Here is a 20,179-nt window from a genome sequence, read left to right as displayed (position 1 = left end):
TTTAACCCTCCTGCTGAAAGATTGTATTGGTTGTATGTGAACATGCAGCGACGAGAGGGGCGATTCCCCCATGATCGTGCAAGCCGATACCGAAGCGTCGTCATTAACCTTTGACCGCGCCGATCATCGCGCCTTTAACGAAATACTTCTGCAGGAACGGATAGACGATCATGATCGGCACGACGGCCACCACCATGGAGGTCACCTGCAGCGAATACGTCGTCACTCTTGCCGCATTGGCCGCGTATTCGATGCTGACCGCATCCGTCGGGATATTTCCCCTGTTGATGACCTCGATCATCCGGTAGGTGAGCGTCCTCAAGTTTTCGTTCTGCACGTAATACGCCGAGTCGAGCCAGGAATTCCACTGGCCGACGCCCAGGAACAGCGCCATCGTCGCCATTAAGGGCTTCGAGATCGGCAGTATAAGCGACCGGAAAATTCGCAGATCGCTCGCCCCGTCGATCGTGGCGGCCTCCTTCAGCTCGGAAGGAATTTCCCGGAAAAAGGAGACGGCGATGAACAGGAAGAAAATATTCAGCATGGACGGAATGACGTACACCCAGAAGGTGTTCAGCAAGTAGACGTGCCTTAAAACAATGTAGAACGGAATCAACCCGCCGGAGACGTACATGCCGAAGACGAACAACGAGAAATAGATTTTCTTGAACACCAGATCCTTATGCGCCAAGCCGTAAGACACGAGGCAGGTGAACATGACGCCGAGCAGCGTGCCGACCGCCGTTCTCGCCACGGTGACGAAGAACGCCAGCGTCCATTTGGGATCGCCCATGATCTTCTCGTAGTTGGCCAGCGTAAAGTCTCTCGGCCAGAAGTAGATGCCCCCGAGTCCCGTATCCAGTCCGTTGTTAAACGAAATCACGAACAAGTAATAGAACGGATAGGCCGTTACGACGAAGATCAGGAGCAGGACGGCATAGATGATTCCTTCTACGGAGTAATCCTCCAAAGTTCTTTTTCTCAAGCGAATGACGCCTCCTTCCTAGAACAAGCCCGATTTCGTCGTCTTCTTGGAAATCCAGTTGCTGCCGAATATGAGAATGACCGAAATGACGGCCTGCAGCAGATCGATGGCGGTTGCGAACGAGTAGCGGCCCTGCGACAGCCCCACCTTGAAGGCGTACGTCTGCAGAATCTCCGACCTGTCCGCATTAACGGGATTGCCGAGCAGGAAGGCTTGCTCGAAATTCGAGCCGACCAGTCCGCCGCCTAGCAAGCTCCCGATCGCCAAAATCAGAACGACGATCGTCGTGCTCCGAATGCCGGGAAGCGTAATGTGCCAGATTCGGCGCAGGCGGCCGGCCCCGTCAATATGCGCCGCCTCGTACAGCGCCGGCGAGATGCCGCTGACGGCAGCCAGGAAGATGATGGTCCACCAGCCGGATTCCTTCCATACCGCCGTGCTTACGGCTAGTCCCCAGAAGTTGCCGGGATCGGACAGGAAGGCGATCGGTTGGTTGATCAGGCCCAGCCCCATAAGCAGTTGATTGAATATGCCGCTGCTCTCGGACAGGAAAACCGAAGCCAATCCGGCCACGACGACCCAGGAGATGAAGTGCGGCAAATAGCTGGCCGTCTGCACCGCCCGTTTGAAAAAGCCGTCCCTGATCTCGTTGAGCATCAGCGCCAGCAGAATCGGAACCGGGAAGGCGAAGATCAGCTTGAGGAAGCTGATTCCGAGCGTATTGACGACAATCGTGCTGAAGTTGTAGCTGTTCACGAACTCCTTGAAGTATTTGAGCCCGACCCATTCGCTGGTGAAGATCCCGGAGATCCCGGAAGCGATCTTGTAGTCCTTGAAGGCGATCAGGATGCCGAACATCGGGAGGTAATGGAAGACGAACAGGGAGATCAGGCCGAGCCATACGAAGGCTTGCATATATTTTTGCTGTCTAAAGCGCTTCCATACGAGGCCGACGGATTGACCCGATTTCATCTCTCGTTTCTTTGCCGTTTGCAGTTCCAATCGAATCACTCCTTATCAGCGCGTATTGCAGCCTCAATTCGAGGTTACAATACGCGCTCGAACCGCTCAATTGTTCATTTTACAACTCTGATGATCGATTTTAAGATCTCTAGGACGTTTCTTCGCAGATTTGAACCGGTCCGTACAGCCCCCCTGCGGCGAAGCGCTGCTGCCAGCTCGGATCGATGCCGGTGTTCCAGTAGGAAACTTTAGGATCGGTGCTGCCTCCCACATTATGCGAGGGCCTGCCGATTTCATAATGCGCGCCTAGCGTGTTCGTCACGCGAATGCGCAGACGGTGGGTCCCTTTCTCCAGCCCCTCGCCAAGCTCGAAGCGATAGGGACGCCATGCCCGGACGCCCATCGGGCGCCCGTCCAGCCACACCTCGGCCGTGCCGCGGACGTGTCCCAGATCCAGCGTCGTCCGCCGGGCACCCCCCAGCTCCATGAGTCGTTCATACTCGATAGCGCCGCTATGATGCGGCAGGGCGAGAGCGGTCCGCCAATCGCCCAGCGCGCCGGACGCGGGCGCGAGGCTGAACCGGATCGGCGCCAGCAGGACGTCGGCCTCCGAGCAGGGCCCGGCCGGTTCGATCCGGATTGCCGCCATCGTCCCCGCCGCCTGCGGCGGGAAGACGACGCGGCCGTCGCGCGCGGCGAACTCCCGACCGGCCACCCAGACGGTCATCGAGCCGGCGGCCCTGATGTCCATGCCGCAAGCGCCGACGGGCAGCGGGAACCGCACCCAGACGGGACGGCCGATCGAAGCCGGATCGCGTTGGAACGGCAGCGGCTTCGGGACCGGCACGGATTGAGGCATCAGCCAGCCGACCTCCGGCAGCGGGTGCGGCCGCGGAGACAGCCACAGCGTCTCGGTCTCGGCGAACTGCAGCACCGCTTCGTGCAGAACGGCCGCAGCATAGCCTTTCTCGTCCACCCAATCCTCCCCGGTCCAGAACTCCATCCGCTCCCCGTTCGCCAGCTCGACGACTCCGTCTGCGAGCACTTCGCCGGCGCCCTCGGGCAGCTCAAACCGGACTTCGTTGACGCCCTCCCGCCACAAGGAGGTGATATCCGCCTCTTCCTGGCCTTGGCGGATATAGGGATTGAAATCCCCGTGCTCCGTTACCTTCGTTCCGTTCACATACAGCGAGACCCGGCCGCGAGCGGCGAACACAAGCCTTACGCGCTCTACCGCCTCGCCCGCCTTCTGCTCGATCGTCCGGGTCAGGCGCGAGCCGGCGTTCGGATTCGTCGTCAGAATCCACTTGGGCAAGGAGGGCCGCGCTACGTCGTTCACTTCCACGCCGGCTCTGATCAGACCCGCGACGATCGGTTCCGCCCGCAGCGTTAACTCGTTCGGACCGGCGTTCAGATCCAGCCAGGCGGTCCGCTCTTCGGGGCCTCCCTGCCATCGGATCTCTGCGCCGTTGATCCGCCCGGTCATCTCGGCGTTGCTCTCGACGCGAATCCAGTAGCGCCCTGCCGCAGGCGCGAGGACGTAAGTGCGCGCCCACACTGCCTGACCCCGCTCCGCCTCGCCCAGGTTCAGAAATCTTCGCGGCACCCGGCCCATTCGGCCGGCCCAGGACCTGAATTGATGATCTCCGAACACAAGGCTGTATACGACCGGCCTGCGATGCTCGGGCTCGAATCGCTCGTTCGGGCAAGCCTCCCAATAGGCCGCCTCGCTCCATAGCCGACTCGCCCAGGCTGCGTCGTCGAAGCCGGGAAGCTGCCATCCGGCCCGCTCCCCGGAGACGCTGTCCGCCTCCTGCCTGACCCGGACCAGACGCCGCTCGATCGGCGCGTTCGGCGTACGTTCCCCGTGCAAGTCGAAGTCTCCGTACAGATTGTCCAGCGTCGGCACAGCCGTAATCCGCCAGCCGTCCGACGGCAGCTCCCGACGGGCCGGCGCGGCGGGGAGCGGCGCCGATCGGGCGGGCATTACCGCACGCTCCGCTGCCGGGAAAGCCTCGCCGTCGGCCGCTTCATACGGGCAGACGACCAGCGCGGCCGGCCAGGAAGCGAAGTCGACCGTCAGCTCCGCCCATTCGCCGTCGCGCACGTATGTCGCGGGAGCGATAGCTCCGCTGACCGGATCCCAGAGCTGGGGCCGGCCGGGCGTGCGCAGCCGGTAAACCGCGCTTTCCTGCACGGCCGTATGGCTGTCGGCCGGCTGGTGCATCGTGAGCAATCGCCCTTCCTCGGGCAGCAGCAGGAAGATGTCCGCATCCTCAGTCCGCCGATGGAGAGACGCGCCCGGCCCGTGAACGAAGCGGGCAATCCGCTCGCCGAGCAGACGGACGGCTTCGGCGGCGGAGCCGACCTTGACGACGCCCTCGAATGCCGGATCGTCCTCCGGCACCTCGACGCCGATCACCCATCCCCCTTCTTTCATCCAGCGTTCCACCTTGCGGCGGGCCGCCTCGTCCATCCTCGTCGTCCCGCACAGCAGAAGAACGCCGAACGTCTCGCCCGCGATACGCAGCTTGCCGTCCTCCACCGTGCTTTTCTCTAATGCCGAATCGTCGACGACGTCGAAATCGAGCCGCGCCTCGCGCAGCGCGCCAGTCCGATGCTGATCTCTGCGCGCGTTGCGCCCGGCGACGTCGGCATACACTCTCTGGAGATGCTCCATCTCCCGGTTCGGCGTCCGGTTGGCCACCAGCATCGGATGCTCGGAGCTCTTGCCGTCGTTTAACGACATATAGCCGGCAGCGGCATAAGACGGATAATGCACCGCGATCGGCGCGACATGCGTTCCTGCGCTCAGCAGGGAGCAGACGCGGCTGACCGTATCGGCGAACACCGAATAATGCTCGAAGTACGGCTGCCGCCAGCCGGTATCGGGCGGCGCCCATTCCCACCAGCCGCCTCTCGTGCTGTAGTAGACGGAATGCGGACTGTACAGGGTGACGCCCGCCTGAAACCACGGAAGGAGCCAGTGCAGCGTTTCCTCCAGCGTTCCGCCCCAGCCGCTCGTATGGAACGCTTCCAGGAAGACGCGTTTTCCTCCGTGCAGGTGGACCATCGACGAATGAGGCTTGATCTCTCCGTCCATGTCGCAGCCCGCCGCATTGTACCAGCGGTGCGTCCGGATATAGTCCAAATACAGACGCTGCGCCCCATGCACGTCTACCTTCCTCGCCGGCCCCGCCTGATCGCAGCACAGCAGCATATCGTGCTTCTCGTGCCACCTCGCGATCGGAATGAAGAAGGCCTGCTCCGCGAGCTCTGCCGCCAGCTCGTAGACTTGCCTGCGAACCTGCCCCGACTCCGGCAGATCGTCGAACAGCGCCGGAAGACGGGACAGCAGATCTTCCCCGTAACGGGCCTCGTACAGCTCCGCGACCTGCGGCGTCCATAAAGGCAGCGGAGGCAGCTCGTCCTGGAAGCTTCCGGCGATCGTCCGTCCCAGATCGTGCGGAAATCTGCGCTCGAACTCCCCGTGCACCCGGTCGAGCAGCCGGGAACAGGCGTCCGGGTCCAGCCAGTTAAACCCTTGGCGCACGGAAGCGTACCGGTATTCCTCCGTCCGAAGCAGCAATGTCGAGCCTTCCGGCAGCCGTTCGTCCGCAGCGAATCTTCGCAGAACGTATCCGGCGCACTCGGGGCTCTCGGCGACGATCCGCGCCGGGAAGTTCGAGCCCGAAAAGCCGATCTGATCGTAGAAGTAGAGATACATGCCAAGGCGCTCCGCTTCCCGCAGCGCCGCTTCGAACATCGCCCACCACCGCTCGCTGAAGTAGAACGGGTTGTCGCTTACGCTTCCGTACTGGGGACCGGTCGGCGCAATATTGATAATGCCGATGTTGCGCAAGCCGCCCGCCCGGAATTTCCGCAGCTGCCAGCGAATGCGTTCCTCCGTCACTTCCTCCGCACTCCACCACCAGAAAGGCACCGGCCCGTAACGCGGATCGGCGGTTCTGAACTGACGTCTCAATCGTTCTATCTTCATCGTGTCCCCTCGCTCGCCTCTCTCGTTTCGCCATTCCATACCCCCTATCTTAGAAGCCCGCCGGATGCGGTGTATAGCGATCATTCTTAATCAAAAGCCTTAATTATCCGGATATCCATCCGTGTTATGATGGTTCAAACTTCAATCGTCCTCAGGACAAGGAGGGAACATTCGCTTGAATATCCGCCCTTACTTAACGCCCTGCAAGTATGGCCGGCCCGTACTGATCGGCTCCGGAATCCCCGGCAGCTTCGACTGCCACGCGGTCGATTGCCCGTTCGTCTTCCGGCACCGGGACCGCTTCTATATGATGTACGTCGGCTTCGACGGCGTAGGCTACCAGACCGCGCTGGCGACAAGCGACGATCTGCTCCGCTGGGAGCCTCTGTCGACGATTCTGGACAGGGACGAAGGCTCCCGCTGGGATTCGCGCAACATCGCCGGTACGTGGATTCTTCGGGAGAACGATCTGCACGGCGCGCCGACGCTGAAAAAATGGCAGGGGAAATACTGGCTCACCTATCATTCCTATCCCGGGGACGGTTACGAAGCCGGGCCGGCGAAGATCGGGCTGGCCTGGACGGAGGATGAGAGTCTGCTGACTTGGCATCGTCTCGAAGAGCCGATTCTATTGCCGGAGGACGGCGCGGATTGGGAGCGCGGCGGCTTGTACAAGGAATGCCTCGTGGAGCACGAGGGAACGTTCTATCTGTTCTACAATGCGAAAAACCAGGATCACGGCCGCTGGGTCGAGCAGACCGGGCTGGCCGTATCGACCGACCTGCTGCATTGGCGGAGGCACGAGCGCAACCCCGTTCTCCGGGTGACCCCCGAAGCCTGGGACAGCGGCTTCGTCAGCGATCCCTGCGTGCTTCGCGACGGCGACCGATGGGTGATGTACTTTTTCGGTTACGACTACAAGAAGGCGCAGGAAGGCATCGCACTGTCGAACGATCTGCTGCACTGGGACAAATATCCCGAACCGATTATCGAGACGGGCGCGGAAGGCGAACTGGACGCCATCTTCGCGCACAAGCCCTCCGTGATCAGTCATAACGGCATTCTGTACCACTTCTATACCGCCAGCCGGCGACCGCAGGACGGGGACCGGACATGCAATATTTTTCCCGAGTTTCGCACGATCACGGTCGCGGCGTCCGAACCGCTGACCGAATCTTCGCCTTCAGGAGGAACAAAATGACCGAGCTGCAGATCGAATCGATGTGGACCGAAGGCCGGCGCTGTCCGCTGGGATTGGATGCAACCGCTCCCATGCTCGGCTGGACGTTCGCATCCTCCCGGTCGCCCTCCCGCGCGCAATCCGCTTACCGAATTCTGGTGGCCACGAGCGAGGAGCGTCTGGCCGACGGGCGGCCCGACGTCTGGGACAGCGGGAAGCGGGCCGGCAGCGGCCATGCCGCGATCGCGTACGAAGGCGCCGAGCTGGAAGCCCGGCGCCGCTATTATTGGCAAGTCACCGTATGGGACGAACAGAATCGCTCCTCCGACAGCCCCGTCTCCTGGTGGGAGACGGGCATGCTTCGCGGCGGGCGATGGATCGGGCGGTGGATCGGAGGAGCCCCGGAAGGCGATCTGCCCCTGTTCCGGCGCAGCTTCCGGATCGAGAAGCCCGTACGGCGCGCCAGGGCGTACATTAGCGGTCTTGGGCACTATGAGCTTCGCCTGAACGGCGTCAAAGTCGGCGACTACGAGCTGGATCCCGGGTGGACCGATTACGACAAAACGGTGCTGTACACGGTGTACGACATTACCGATTCGCTCGCGCAAGGAGAGAACGCCTTAGGCATTCTGCTCGGCAACGGCTTCTATCATGTCGAAGGCGGCCGGTATACGAAATTCAAGGACTCTTACGGCGCGCCCAGGTGCCTGGCCGACCTGGTCGTCGATTATGCCGACGGGACGAGCGAGACGATCGGCACGGACCGGTCGTGGCGAACGGCCTCGGGTCCCCTGGCCTTCTCCTGTATATACGGCGGAGAGGATTACGATGCGGGAAGGGAACCCCACGGCTGGGATCGGCCCGGCTTTGCCGAAGGCGTCGACTGGAGCGGCGCCGCGGAAGTAGAAGCGCCTTCGGGCGAGCTGGTTGCGCAGCCGGCGCCGCCCGTCAGGGTAATGGAGCGGCTGACGCCGGTCTCCGTAACGGAGCCGAAGCCCGGAGTGTTCGTCGTCGACCTGGGAAGAAATTTCTCGGGCTGGGCGGAAATCGCAGTCTCGGGCTCCCGCGGCGCGACGGTCAAGCTGGTTCCCGCCGAGCTGCTGACCGACGAAGGGCTGGCCAATCAGAAATGGACCGGCTCCCCTTACGAATGGAATTACACGCTGAAGGGGGAGGGCACGGAATGCTGGAGGCCGAGGTTCACGTACTACGGCTTCCGGTACGTACAGATTGAGGGCGTCGAAGCGGTCGCCCCGGAAGACGGCAGCCTCGATCGCCGCGGGCGTCCCCTCCTTCATCGCATTGAAGGTCAGATGATCTACCCGGACATTCGGACGACGGGAAGCTTCCGCTGCTCGGACGACCGGTTGAACCGCATACACGAGATCATCGACCGGGCCATCCTCAGCAACATGAAGAGCGTGCTGACCGATTGTCCTCACCGCGAGAAGCTGGGCTGGCTGGAGCAGGTTCATCTGATGGGTCCGTCGATGATGTTTAACTACGACATCGAGGCGCTGCTGATGAAGGTGCTGGCCGACATCGCCGACGCCCAGCAGCCCGATGGGCTCATTCCGACGACGGCGCCGGAATACGTCGTGTTCCGGGAGCCGTGGGACGTCTTCCGGCATGCGGCTGCTTGGGGCGGCGCCTTCGTTCTGGCAGCCTGGGAGCTGCTGCAGCGCTACGGAAACGCCGGCGTTCTGCAGCGGCATTACGATTCGATGAGACGTTACATCGATTATTTGACGGCAACCGCGGACGGCCACATCCTCCGGGACGGGCTGGGGGACTGGTACGACGTCGGTCCGAAAGGTCCGGGCTTCTCTCAGAACACCCCGGTGCCGCTGGCGGAGACCGCCATCTATTATAAGCTGACGGTCGTCATGCAAAGCATCGCGGTTCAGCTTGGCCTCGAGGGAGACCGCGATGTCTACGCCCGTCTGGCCGATTCGATCAAAGCCGCCTTCAACCGCGAGTTCTTCGACGAGCGGACGGCGCTCTACGCCGAGGGAAGCGATGCCGCCCTGGCGATGCCGCTGGCCATCGGACTGGCTCCGGACGTCCATCGCGACGCCTTGTTCGCGCGGCTCGTCCGGAACATCGAGGAGCGCGGCGACCGGACAACGTCCGGCGACGTAGGGCACCGTTACGTGCTGCTTGCGCTCGCTCGGGGCGGACGGGCGGACCTGATCTATCGGATGACGCGAAGCACCGATACGCCCGGCTACGGCTATCAGATCGCCAACGGCGCGACCACGCTGACCGAAGCCTGGAACGGCCCGACCGTCGGCAAATCGCAGAACCATTTTATGCTCGGGCATCTGGAGGAATGGCTGTACGCCGGTCTTGCCGGGCTGGATTACCGGTATCGGCCGGAGACCGGACGGTTCGCCGTGACGGTGAAGCCGACGGTCGTCGGCGACGTGCGGTGGGCGGAAGCCCGCCATAAGCTGCGCTCCGGTCTGTCATCCGTTCGGTGGGAACGAGGCGAAGGACGCGAGCTGTCCGTTGCCGTCGAAATTCCGGTCAATGCCGACGGTTTCATCCATATTCCGGCCTCTGGGCCGGATGCGGTCGCCGTAACGGGCGACGGCGCGCGGTTCGTCGGATACGAGGAAGGCTGTGCCGTCTATCGGACCGGCTCGGGCGCGTTCACGTTTACAAGGAGTGGATCGGCATGATCAGCAGAGCGTGGAACAAGATGTATTACGGCGGCGACTACAATCCCGAGCAGTGGCCCCGGGAGGTCTGGGACGAGGATATGCGGCTGTTCAAGCTGGCCGGCATCGACGTCGCGACGATCAACGTGTTCTCGTGGGCGTCCGTCCAGCCGGACGAGAACACGTACTGTTTCGAGCGGCTCGACGAGATCGTCAGCCTGCTCCATCGCAACGGCATTCGGATCGTGCTCGGAACGGGAACGGCCATGTATCCGGCGTGGATGGCGACGCGGCATCCGGACGTGCTGTCGGTCGATTTCGCCGGGAAGAAGCGCAAATACGGCATGCGGCACAACAACTGTCCGAACAGCCCGACCTGGCGGCTGTACGCGGAGCGGATGAGCCGCAAGCTCGCCGAGCGATACGGAAGCCACCCGGCTCTGCTCGTCTGGCACGTCAACAACGAGATGGGCTGCCAATGCTACTGCGACAATTGCGAGAAAGCTTTCCGGGTATGGCTGCGGACAAAATACGGCTCGCTGGACGCGCTGAATCGAGCCTGGTACACCCGGTTCTGGGGGCATACGTTCTACGATTGGGACGAGATCGTGCTGCCGAATCTGCTGAGCGAGCATCTCGATCCGAGCGATCCGGACAAAACCGCCTTTCAGTCGATCTCGCTGGACTACCTCCGCTTCAACTCGGAGAGCGTGCTGGAGACGTACCTGCTCGAATATGACGCCATTAAGGCGCTGTCGCCGGACGTTCCGATTACGACCAACCTGCACGGACACGGCACTTATCAGCCGCTCGATTATTTTCAGTGGGGCAAGCGCTGCGATATTGTCGCCTGGGACAACTATCCGGCCTTCGACACGCCGACCTCCGTCACCGCCTTCCGCCTCGATCTGATGCGCGGGCTGAAGAACGGAGCGCCGTTCATGCTGATGGAGCAGACGCCGAGCCAGCAGAACTGGCAGCCTTACAACTCGCTCAAGCGTCCGGGCGTCATGCGGCTGTGGAGCTGGCAAGCCGTCGCCCGCGGGGCGGATACGGTCATGTTCTTCCAGCTGCGCCGCTCGTTCGGCGCCTGCGAGAAGTTTCACGGAGCCGTCATCGAGCATGCCGGCCATGAGCATACAAGGGTGTTCGAGGAGGCGACCGCGCTCGGCTCCGAGCTGCAAGCGATCGGCGATACGCTGCTCGATTCCCGCGTGGAGGCCCGCGTTGCGATCGTGTTCGACTGGGAGGTCTGGTGGGCGGCCGAGCTGTCGAGCGGACCGAGCGTTTATCTGAAATACGTCGACGAGGTGCAGAAATATTACGATGCGTTCTTCGCGCGGAACATCCCCGTCGACATCGTGAATGCCGGCGGCGAGCTCGACCGCTACAGTCTCGTCGTTGCGCCGATGTTGTACATGGTCAAGCCGGGTTATGCGGATAAGCTGGAGCGATTCGTCGACCGGGGCGGCACGCTCGTGACGACGTATTTCAGCGGCATCGTCGGCGAGACCGATCTGGTGACGCTTGGCGGCTATCCCGGAGAGCTGCGCAGGCTGCTCGGCCTGTGGGTGGAAGAGACGGATGCGCTCTATCCCGGCCAGAGCAACCGGATCGTGCTGCGAGAGAGATTTGGCGGCAGCGAACGGACGGAATACGGATGCGGCATCGTCTGCGACGTGCTTCATCCCGAGGGCGCGGAAGTGCTCGCCGTCTATGGCGACGAGTTCTATCGGGGCAGCCCGGTTCTGACCCGAAACCGGTTCGGTCAAGGCGAGGCTTGGTACGTCGCGTCCAGCCCGGACGCGGATTTCCTGCTCGACTGGACGGCGGAGCTGTGCCGGGGGCTCGGCATCTCTCCGCTGCTGGAAGACGCGCCGGCGGGCGTGGAGATCACGCAGCGCGCGAAGGACGGACGGAGCTATTGGTTTCTGCTGAATCACAGCGGAGAAGAGCGCTCCGTGCCGCTAGGGAAACTGAAGCTAAGAAACCTGCCGGACGGGCGGCTGCTCGAAGGCACGATAAAGTTGGAGCCCGCAGGCGTAACGATTGCGGAGCAAATCGGACAAGGGAGTGGATGGAGCAATGAATAAACGGCTGATCCCCGACACGCTGCTGCTCGAAGAGCGAGCGGTGCACGCGCTTAACGCGACGGTGGGCATGGCGGACGAGGACCATGGGGGAATTCCCTTTTTTAACGCCGACCTGAATCATAAACCGGCCTTCATGACGCACGGAGATTGGGATTACGGCTCCTCTCACGGCCGGATGATCGATGCGATGACGCTGGCCAGACTGATGTCGGGCTCGACGTTCGGCATCGAGACGGAGGAACGGTATCGGGCCAACCTGCTCAGCTTCTTCAAGGAGGACGGACTGAGCTATCGCGGCGTCAATCCGGTGCGGAAGTGGGAGCCGAACGCGAACCTGATCGACCAGCGCGCCGTACTGCTCGCCCTGACGAGCTGGTATATGACGACGGGCGACGCCCGGGCGAAGGAAGCGGCGGACCGCCATGTGGCGGCGCTGAAGCGAATCGCGGTGAAGGAACGGGACGTCTGGTATTACCCGGCTTCGGAATACAAGGAGGGCGGCTGGCCGTCCCTAAACGCCGTGCAGCTGCGGCTCGCGCCCGATCCGGCGGCCTTCTGCGGACGGCTGGTTATGCCCCTGCTGAAATATCACGAGCTGACCGGCAACTCCGACGCTTACGAGCTGTGCCAGTATTTTACCCATCTGATTATTCACCGCAGCGGCGTGTTCAACGAGGACGGCAGCTTTAATTCCTCTTTGGCCTACCGCAGCGGGCATTTCCATACGCGGCTCGGCACGCTGGACGCGATCGCCCGATTCGGGTATTACACCCGAGACGCCTCGATGATCGCTTGGGTGAAGAGAAGCTACGACTGGGCGCTCACCTGGTGCACCGCGTTCGGCTGGACGCCGGGCGACATGCAGGAGCAGGCCTACGAGCACGAAACCTGCTCGCTCGTCGATCTGATTGCGACGGGCATTACGCTTGCGCGGAGCGGGTATACGCATTATTGGGGCGTCGTCGAACGGTTTATCCGCAATCATCTCGCCGAATCGCAGCTGCTCGACCTGAGCTGGGTCGAGGAGACGGACGACAAGTCGAGGGACGTTCAAGGCTGGCTCTCTTACTATAAGGTGGCGCAGCGCACGAGGGGCTCGTTCGCCGGATACTCGGCTCCGAACGACTTTATCTGCGACCACAACCACGGCCGGGGTCATACGAGCGATCTGCAAATCTGCTGTCTCGGCTCGGGCACGCGAGGCCTGTTTATGGGATGGAGCAACGCCATTACGGAGGAGCGAGGCACGGTCAGCGTCAATTTCCTGCTCAGCCGAGGCTCGCAAAAGCTGGACGTCAGCAGCTATCTTCCCTATGAGGGCAAGGTGGTGCTGGACATTCGCGAGGATATCCCGAAGCTTCAGGTGCGCATACCCGAATGGGCCGGATTCACGAAGGTGCGGTTTACTCGCGAGCTTGGCGGGGAAACGACGGAAGGCTCGGGCTCGGAGCCGAGCCGGTGGGCCGGACAATGCTTCCTTCAGTTGGGCGCGGCGCGCGCGGGCGAGAAAATCTCCGTTACGTTCCCGCTCAGCGTGCGCACGACGATCGAGACGGCGCTCGGCGAGCGGTTCGAGACCCATTGGCGCGGAGACGACGTCGTCGACATCGCGCCGCGAGGCAAGCGGAAGCCGCTGTACAGCGGCCGCAAGGTTGCGGATCAGGCGCCGATGCGCGAAGGCGACTATTATCGCCCCGAGCGGCAATTCGTCTGGTAGTTAAGTCTCTCTTAAGGAGGAATCGCGCATGACCAAAACGGTTGCGGCCATCTACACCGGCCAAGGGCTGGCGGAGCCGCTGAAGAAGGTGTTCGGCGAGCTGCTGCCGGATTGCCGCCTCGTCAACATTATCGACGACAGCCTCATCCACGACGTCGTTCGGGCGGGCGGCGTAACCCCCCAAGTCGCCGGAAGGCTGCTCGGCTATTATCGCAGCGCGGCGGAGCTTGGCGCCGACGTCATTCTGAACACTTGCTCCTCGGTCGGCGAGGCGGCGGATCGGGCCAGAAGCTTCGTGAACGCGCCGATCGTGAAAATCGACGAAGGAATGGCACAGGAGGCGGTCGGCCTCTACGGCCGGATCGGCGTCATTGCGACGCTGCCGACGACGCTGGCGCCGACGATGGCTCTGCTGCGCTCCCAGGCGGAAGCCGCCGGCAAGGCGGTCTCGCTGACGGAGGGCTTGGCGGCCGGCGCCTACGACGCCCTGGTCGACGGGCGGCCGGAGGAGCACGACCGGAGAATCGCGGAGACTGCGGCGGAGCTCGCCTCCTCCGTCGACGCGATCGTGCTGGCGCAGGGCTCGATGGCGAGAATGGAAGCGTCGCTAAGGGAGATCACCGGCAAGCCGGTGCTCTCCAGCCCGAGATTGGGCGTATTGGCGGTCAAACGGCTGTTGGAGTCTCTGGATTAAATCGAAGGACGAGGTGTTGCATATGAAACGGGTGATCGCAACCTACCTGGCGGAAACCCCGTTTACGCTGGAACGGGCGGCGGAGGCGATCGCCGGCGAGCAGTCGACCGGCACGTTCACCGCGGTCCCCGGCGAGACGACGGCGCTGAAGGAACGCTTCGGCGCCCGCATCGAGCGGGTCGTCGCATTGGAGCAGGTGCGGCAGCCGTCTCTGCCGGGAGCGGCGATACCGCCGGGTCACAACGACGTCTATACGCGCGGAGAGATCGTCGTCTCCTTCCCGCTGCACAACTTCGGGCCGTCGATCCCGAATCTGATGGCCTGCGTGGCCGGCAACCTGTACGAGCTGCGCGAGCTGTCAGGCCTTCGGCTGCTCGACCTGGAGCTGCCGGAAGAGTTCGCGGCGGCTTATCCGGGACCGCGCTTCGGCATCGAAGGAACGAGACGGCTGACCGGCGTCCGGGGACGCCCGGTTATCGGCACGATTATTAAGCCGAGCGTCGGGCTCGGTCCGGCCGAGCTGGAGGCGCTCGTCTATGCTCTGGCGACCTCGGGTCTGGACTTCATCAAGGACGACGAGCTGAACGCCGACCCGCCCTATTGCCCTCTGCCCGTCAAAGTCGCGGCGGTGTCCCGCGCGATCGAGCGGGCGGCGGAGGCGACCGGCCGCAGAATCATGTACGCCTACAACATTACGGGCGACATCGAGGCGCTGAAGCGGAATCACGATACGGTCGTCCGGGCCGGAGGAAACTGCGTGATGGTCAGCGTCAACAGCGTCGGACTCGCCGGTCTGGCCTATCTGAATACGTTCAGCGAGGTTCCGATCCACGGTCATCGCAATCAATGGGGCATGCTGACCCGGCATGGACAGCTGGGCATGGATTTTCAAGTCTATCAGAAGCTGTGCCGGCTTGCCGGCGCGGATCACCTGCACGTGAACGGACTGGGAAGCAAGTTCTATGAAAGCGACGATTCCGTCGTGGCGTCCGTGCGGGCCTGCATGCAGCCTCTGCTCGGCGGCTATGCGACGATGCCGGTGCTGTCCTCCGGCCAATGGGCGGGCACGGCCGAAATCACGTATGCGCGGACGAACACGGTGGACGTGATGCATCTGGCCGGAGGCGGCATCCTGGCTCACCCGGACGGTCCGTCTGCCGGCGTCGAGAGCCTGAAGCAGGGATGGGAGGCGGCCATGCTCGGCATTCCGGCCGAGACGTACGCGGAGAGCCGCGCGGAGCTGCGCCGCGCCTTCGATAAATTCAAACGCAAGGAAGCTGCGCGATGATCGGTCAGAACCACAAGAGCCGGAGGCTGCTCTGTTACTATGGAGACGATTTTACCGGCTCCACCGACGTCATGGAAGCGCTGACGACGGGGGGCGCTGACACGGTGCTGTTTCTGGAGCCGCCGTCGGAGGAGCAGTTGGCGCGCTTCCCGGACGCGCAGTGCTTCGGCGTAGCCGGCGTCGGACGCTCGATGTCTCCGGAGCGGATGGACAGCGAGCTGAAGCCGCTGTTGGAACGGCTGAAGCATAGCGGTGCAGCCGTCGTCCATTATAAAATCTGCTCCACCTTCGATTCCTCGCCCCGCGCAGGCAGCATCGGCAAGGTGCTGGAGCTCGGGCGCGAGCTCTTCCCGGGCCAGCGGTACGTGCCGATCGTCGCCGGAGCGCCGAGACTGAAGCGCTATACCGTATTCGGACACCATTACGCCGCCGGCGGGGACGGCACGACCTATCGGCTGGACCGCCATCCGACGATGGCCCGTCATCCGGTCACTCCGATGTCCGAGGCCGATCTTCGCCTTCATTTGCGGCAGCAGACGGAACGGCCCGTGGCGCTGATGGAGCTGACCGCGCTGGCGGGGTCGCCGGAGGAGGCCGCAGCCCGGCTTCGGGCCAAGCTGGCCGATTCGGAAGCGGAGGCCGTGCTGTTCGACGTGCTGGACGACGAGCGGCTCGAGACGGTCGGCCGGCTGATCTGGCAAGAAGCGGACGCGGCGAACGCGGCGCTGTTCGTCGTCGGCTCCTCCGGCGTATCGGACGGCTTGGCCGCTTACTGGAAGCGGCTGGGGCTGCTTCGTCCGTCGAACGCGATCCTGCCGGCGCCGGAGGAGACGGACCGGCTGCTCGTGCTGTCCGGCAGCTGCTCGCCCGTTACGCAAGCGCAGATCGAACGGGCGATGGCCCGGGGCTATGCCGGCATCCAGGCTCCGGTGGAGGATTGGCTTGACCCGGAGCGGGCCGAAGCGGCAAGCGACGCCGTCTTTCGGGAGGCGCTCCTCCATCTGGAGGCGGGCCGCAGCGTCATCCTCTATTCCGCAAGCGGACCGGACGACCCGGCGATCGCGGCGATGCGCGGCCGAATGCGGACGCTCGGGCTGGAGACGGCGGATTCGGGCCGGCTGATCGGAACCCGCTTCGGCCAGCTTGCCCGCCAGCTGGTCCTGGAGGCCGGCCTGCGACGGCTTCTCGTGGCAGGAGGAGACACGTCCGGCTATGTCACGCAGGAGTTGGGCATCGACGCGATGTCCTGCCTGAGCGCCATCGTACCGGGGGGACCGCTCTGCTGCTGCTATTCGCACGACGCCCGGATCGACGGGCTTGAGCTGTCGCTTAAAGGCGGCCAAGTCGGCGGCGACGATTATTTCGAGCTTGTTAGACGAGGAGGTCGATCCGTATGAACCCCGCCAGCGAAGCGCTGCCGGACTGGGAGAACTTGCAGGCGCTGCAGCGCAATGCCCTGCCGCCGCGAGCGACGTCGATTCCTTACGCAAGTCGGCAGCAAGCAATCGACTCGGTTCGGGAAGCGTCCCCTTATTACCGGCTGCTGAACGGAATGTGGAAATTCCGCTATGCGGAAAGCCCCGCCGATGCGCCAGAGCTTTTTTACGAGGAATCGTTCTCCGCGGACGGCTGGGACGACCTGCCGGTTCCGTCCAACTGGCAGCTGCACGGCTACGGCGTGCCGCTTTACAGCAGCAGCAAGTACCCGTTTCCCGTCGATCCTCCCCATGTTCCGGCGCTCAATCCGACAGGCTCCTACCTGCGAGCTTTCGCCGTTCCCGAGGAATGGCGGAACAGAACCGTGATTTTGGCGTTCGACGGGGTTGATGCGGCCTTCCACGTCTGGCTCAACGGGAAGCTGGTCGGCTTCGGCCAGGGCAGCCACAATCGGATGGAGTTCGACGTGACCGATTTCCTGAAGGACGGGGATAACCGCTTGGCCGTTCGCGTCTACCAGTGGTCAACAGGCAGTTATTTGGAGGATCAGGACAAATGGCGGCTGAGCGGCATTTTCCGGGACGTCTATCTGTTGGCGGTTCCTGGCGCGCATCTTCGCGATGTGCAGCTTCTGACCCGGCTGGACGAGAGCGGTGCAAACGGCGCGTTGGAGGCCCGAATTCAGCTGTGCCGCAGCGGAGCCCGAGCCGAGCCGGCGGCTGCGGGCGGATACCGGCTGCAGGCCGAGCTGTTGGACGACAAGCTCCGAACGGTGCGGGCGCTGACGCTGGACGGCGAGCTTCCGGCTCCAGGCGGCGAGCTTCGGCTTCATGCCGAGCTTCCTGTTCCGGCGCCCAGGCTGTGGTCGGCGGATCGCCCCGAGCTGTATACGCTTCTGCTCACGCTGTCGAACGAGTCTGGAGACGTAGAAGAGGTGCACCGTTATGCGGTCGGCTTCCGGGAAGTGTGCATACGGGACGGCCGGCTGCTCGTCAACGGACGTCCGATCGTCATTCGCGGAGTGAACCGCAACGAATTCGATCCCGACCTGGGTCATGTGACGACGATCGAAGCGATGAAACGGGATATTCTGCTCATGAAGCGGCATAACGTCAATACCGTTCGCTGCTCGCATTACCCGAACGACTCGCGTTGGCTGGAGCTGTGCGATTTCTACGGCTTGTACGTGATAGATGAAGCAGACTTGGAGACGCATGGCTGCGTCTTTCTCGGCGAAATCAGCCGCTGGATCGACAATCCGGACGAGAAAACGGCCTACGAGAGCCGTCTGGCCGAGGATCCGGCTTGGCGCGACGCCTTCCTCGACCGCGCGAAGCGAATGGTGGAGAGGGACAAAAATCATCCCTCGGTCATCGTCTGGTCGCTCGGCAACGAGTCGGGCTACGGGCCCAACCACGACGCCATGGCCGCGTGGGTGAGGGAAGCCGATCCGACGCGTCCGGTTCATTACGAGCGGGCGAAGGACGCGCCGGTCACGGATATCGTCAGCAGCATGTATCCTTCTGTCGATATGCTGATCGAGGAGGGCCGGAAAACGGAGGATAAGCGTCCCTATCTCATGGTCGAATTCGGCCATGCAATGGGCAACGCGCTCGGCAACCAGAAGGAATATTGGGACGCTGTCTATCGCTATCCCCGGCTGTGCGGCGGCCTGATCTGGGAATGGACGGATTTGTCCATCCGCCGCAAGCGTGTCGTGCCCGGCGGGGACAGCAGCGGCTTCGAATATACGTATGGAGGCGATTACGGCGACGCTCCGAACAGCGGGCACTTCTGCCTCGACGGCCTGCTGTTCCCGCATCGCGGGATCAAGCCGGCGCTGCTGGAATTCAAGAAGGCGATCGAGCCGGTCTCCGTCACGCCGATCCCCGGCGAATCGGGGACGGAGGCGGCAGGGGAGCTTGCCGTTCGCATCGAGAACCGGTACGACCATGCCACGCTCGCCCACCTCGACGGGCATTGGACGCTGCTGCACGACGGGGAGATCGCGGAGGGCGGACGCCTTCCGCCCCTCTCCGCTCCGCCCGGCGGGTACGAGGAGCTTCGGCTGATCTTCGGGACGCGGCCCGAAACGCTGAAAGGCGAATGCTGGGTTCGCCTGAGCTTTACGCTTCGGAATTCGACTTCGTGGGCGGAAGCCGGGCACGAGGTCGCTTGGACCGATCTGCCGCTGAGCGAGCCCCGCGGCCGGCGCAGTTCCGACGGCCCGGATCGGGCCGACCGGAAGACGGCGCCGCCTCCTCTGGCTTTGACCGAGACCAGGCGTCTGGTCGTCGTCTCAGGCTCCGGGTTCAGGCTTGCATTCGATAAAACGCTCGGCCGCCTCGCGAGCTGGATCGCGGGCGGGGTCGAGCTGCTGGAGGCGGGGCCTTCCATTCGGCTGTGGCGCGCGCCGCTGGACAACGACGTTCATCTGGCCAAGCGCTGGATGGAGGCGGGATATCATGAGCTGGAGCTGTATGCGCGGCAGACCGTCGCGGAGAGCTGCGGCCGAGACGGCGCGCGAATTCGGGTGGAAGGCATCCTGGGCGTTAAGGGCTCCGGGCCGTTGTTCGCCGTCGTTCAGCAATACTCGATCTCCTGCGCCGGCGAGCTTGTCGTCGACACGAGCATCGAGCCGAGGAAGGAAAATCTCCCGCCTCTGCCGAGGCTCGGCCTGGAATTGATCCTGCCGAACGGCTTCGACCGTCTCGCCTGGTTCGGCCGCGGACCGCACGAATGCTATCCGGACCGCCGGGAAAGCGGCAAGCTCGGCCGATACGAAGGAAGCGTGTCGGAGCAGTTCGTGCCTTACATCAAGCCGCAGGAAAACGGCGGCAAAGCCGACGTGAGATGGGCCTCCGTCGCCAACAAGGAAGGCGCCGGCCTGTACATGGCGTCTGATTCGCCTTTTCAGATGAGCGCCCGGCATTATACGACCGAGAGTCTCGGCACAAGCCGGCGCGTGACCGATCTGCAGCCGATTCCGGCAACCGTCGTCAACATCGACGGCTATCACTCCGGCGTCGGCAACCACAGCTGCGGCTACGCTCCGACGCTGCCGCAATATTTGATTCCCGCGGAACCGTTATCGTTCCGGGTTGCCTTGCGTCCCCTTCTTCGCGAAGGACAAGAGGCTAGATAAGGAGGCTGCAAACC

The 20,179-nt window shown here is 63.2% G+C and carries 11 protein-coding genes; 8 read left to right on the top strand and 3 right to left on the bottom strand.

Features of this window, described 5'->3' with window-relative positions; genetic code table 11:
• Positions 1-103 precede the first annotated feature (103 nt).
• The 3 genes from ACFO3S_RS19990 to ACFO3S_RS19980 form a co-directional block, all read right to left on the bottom strand.
• The gene (locus tag ACFO3S_RS19990) at positions 104-985 is read right to left on the bottom strand and encodes a carbohydrate ABC transporter permease (RefSeq protein WP_378099708.1); all 882 of its coding nucleotides are present in this window, start codon (positions 983-985) and stop codon (positions 104-106) included.
• Between the two features lie 18 nt (positions 986-1,003).
• On the bottom strand, positions 1,004-1,957 hold the full coding sequence (locus ACFO3S_RS19985; protein ID WP_378099854.1) for an ABC transporter permease: 954 nt from the start codon (positions 1,955-1,957) through the stop codon (positions 1,004-1,006).
• A 139-nt stretch (positions 1,958-2,096) separates the two neighbouring features.
• The gene (locus ACFO3S_RS19980) at positions 2,097-5,948 is read right to left on the bottom strand and encodes a hypothetical protein (protein WP_378099706.1); all 3,852 of its coding nucleotides are present in this window, start codon (positions 5,946-5,948) and stop codon (positions 2,097-2,099) included.
• Between the two features lie 175 nt (positions 5,949-6,123).
• On the opposite strand from ACFO3S_RS19980, the gene ACFO3S_RS19975 reads away from it, so the two are divergent.
• Genes ACFO3S_RS19975 through ACFO3S_RS19940 form a run of 8 tightly spaced genes read left to right on the top strand, consistent with a single transcriptional unit; the run spans position 6,124 to position 20,165 of the window.
• Positions 6,124-7,149: a family 43 glycosylhydrolase gene (locus ACFO3S_RS19975; protein WP_378099704.1), complete on the top strand. Its 1,026-nt coding sequence runs from the start codon at positions 6,124-6,126 to the stop codon at positions 7,147-7,149.
• Positions 7,146-9,812, top strand: coding sequence for a family 78 glycoside hydrolase catalytic domain (locus tag ACFO3S_RS19970; RefSeq protein ID WP_378099702.1), 2,667 nt, complete (start codon positions 7,146-7,148; stop codon positions 9,810-9,812). The genes ACFO3S_RS19975 and ACFO3S_RS19970 overlap by 4 nt, the downstream gene beginning before the upstream one ends.
• A complete protein-coding gene (locus ACFO3S_RS19965; protein ID WP_378099700.1) occupies positions 9,809-11,884 on the top strand; it encodes a beta-galactosidase in 2,076 nt (691 codons plus the stop codon). Before ACFO3S_RS19970 ends, ACFO3S_RS19965 begins: the two co-directional genes overlap by 4 nt.
• Complete coding sequence (locus ACFO3S_RS19960) at positions 11,877-13,601, top strand: glycoside hydrolase family protein (RefSeq protein WP_378099698.1); 1,725 nt, start codon at positions 11,877-11,879, stop codon at positions 13,599-13,601. The genes ACFO3S_RS19965 and ACFO3S_RS19960 overlap by 8 nt, the downstream gene beginning before the upstream one ends.
• Before the next feature lie 28 nt (positions 13,602-13,629).
• Positions 13,630-14,295 carry an aspartate/glutamate racemase family protein gene (locus ACFO3S_RS19955; protein WP_378099696.1) on the top strand — a complete coding sequence of 222 codons (666 nt, stop codon included), beginning with the start codon at positions 13,630-13,632 and terminating at the stop codon, positions 14,293-14,295.
• Between the two features lie 22 nt (positions 14,296-14,317).
• On the top strand, positions 14,318-15,583 hold the full coding sequence (locus tag ACFO3S_RS19950) for a ribulose-bisphosphate carboxylase large subunit family protein (protein ID WP_378099694.1): 1,266 nt from the start codon (positions 14,318-14,320) through the stop codon (positions 15,581-15,583).
• Positions 15,580-16,980: a four-carbon acid sugar kinase family protein gene (locus ACFO3S_RS19945; RefSeq protein WP_378099692.1), complete on the top strand. Its 1,401-nt coding sequence runs from the start codon at positions 15,580-15,582 to the stop codon at positions 16,978-16,980. Before ACFO3S_RS19950 ends, ACFO3S_RS19945 begins: the two co-directional genes overlap by 4 nt.
• Positions 16,977-20,165, top strand: a complete 3,189-nt coding sequence (locus tag ACFO3S_RS19940; protein ID WP_378099690.1) for a glycoside hydrolase family 2 TIM barrel-domain containing protein — start codon at positions 16,977-16,979, stop codon at positions 20,163-20,165. Before ACFO3S_RS19945 ends, ACFO3S_RS19940 begins: the two co-directional genes overlap by 4 nt.
• The last annotated feature ends 14 nt before the right edge of the window (positions 20,166-20,179 follow it).

The organism is Cohnella hongkongensis (assembly GCF_042654645.1).
GTDB lineage: Bacteria > Bacillota > Bacilli > Paenibacillales > Paenibacillaceae > Cohnella > Cohnella hongkongensis.
Note: the sequence above shows the minus strand (reverse complement) of the source record. Positions and strands in the feature narration are given on the sequence as shown.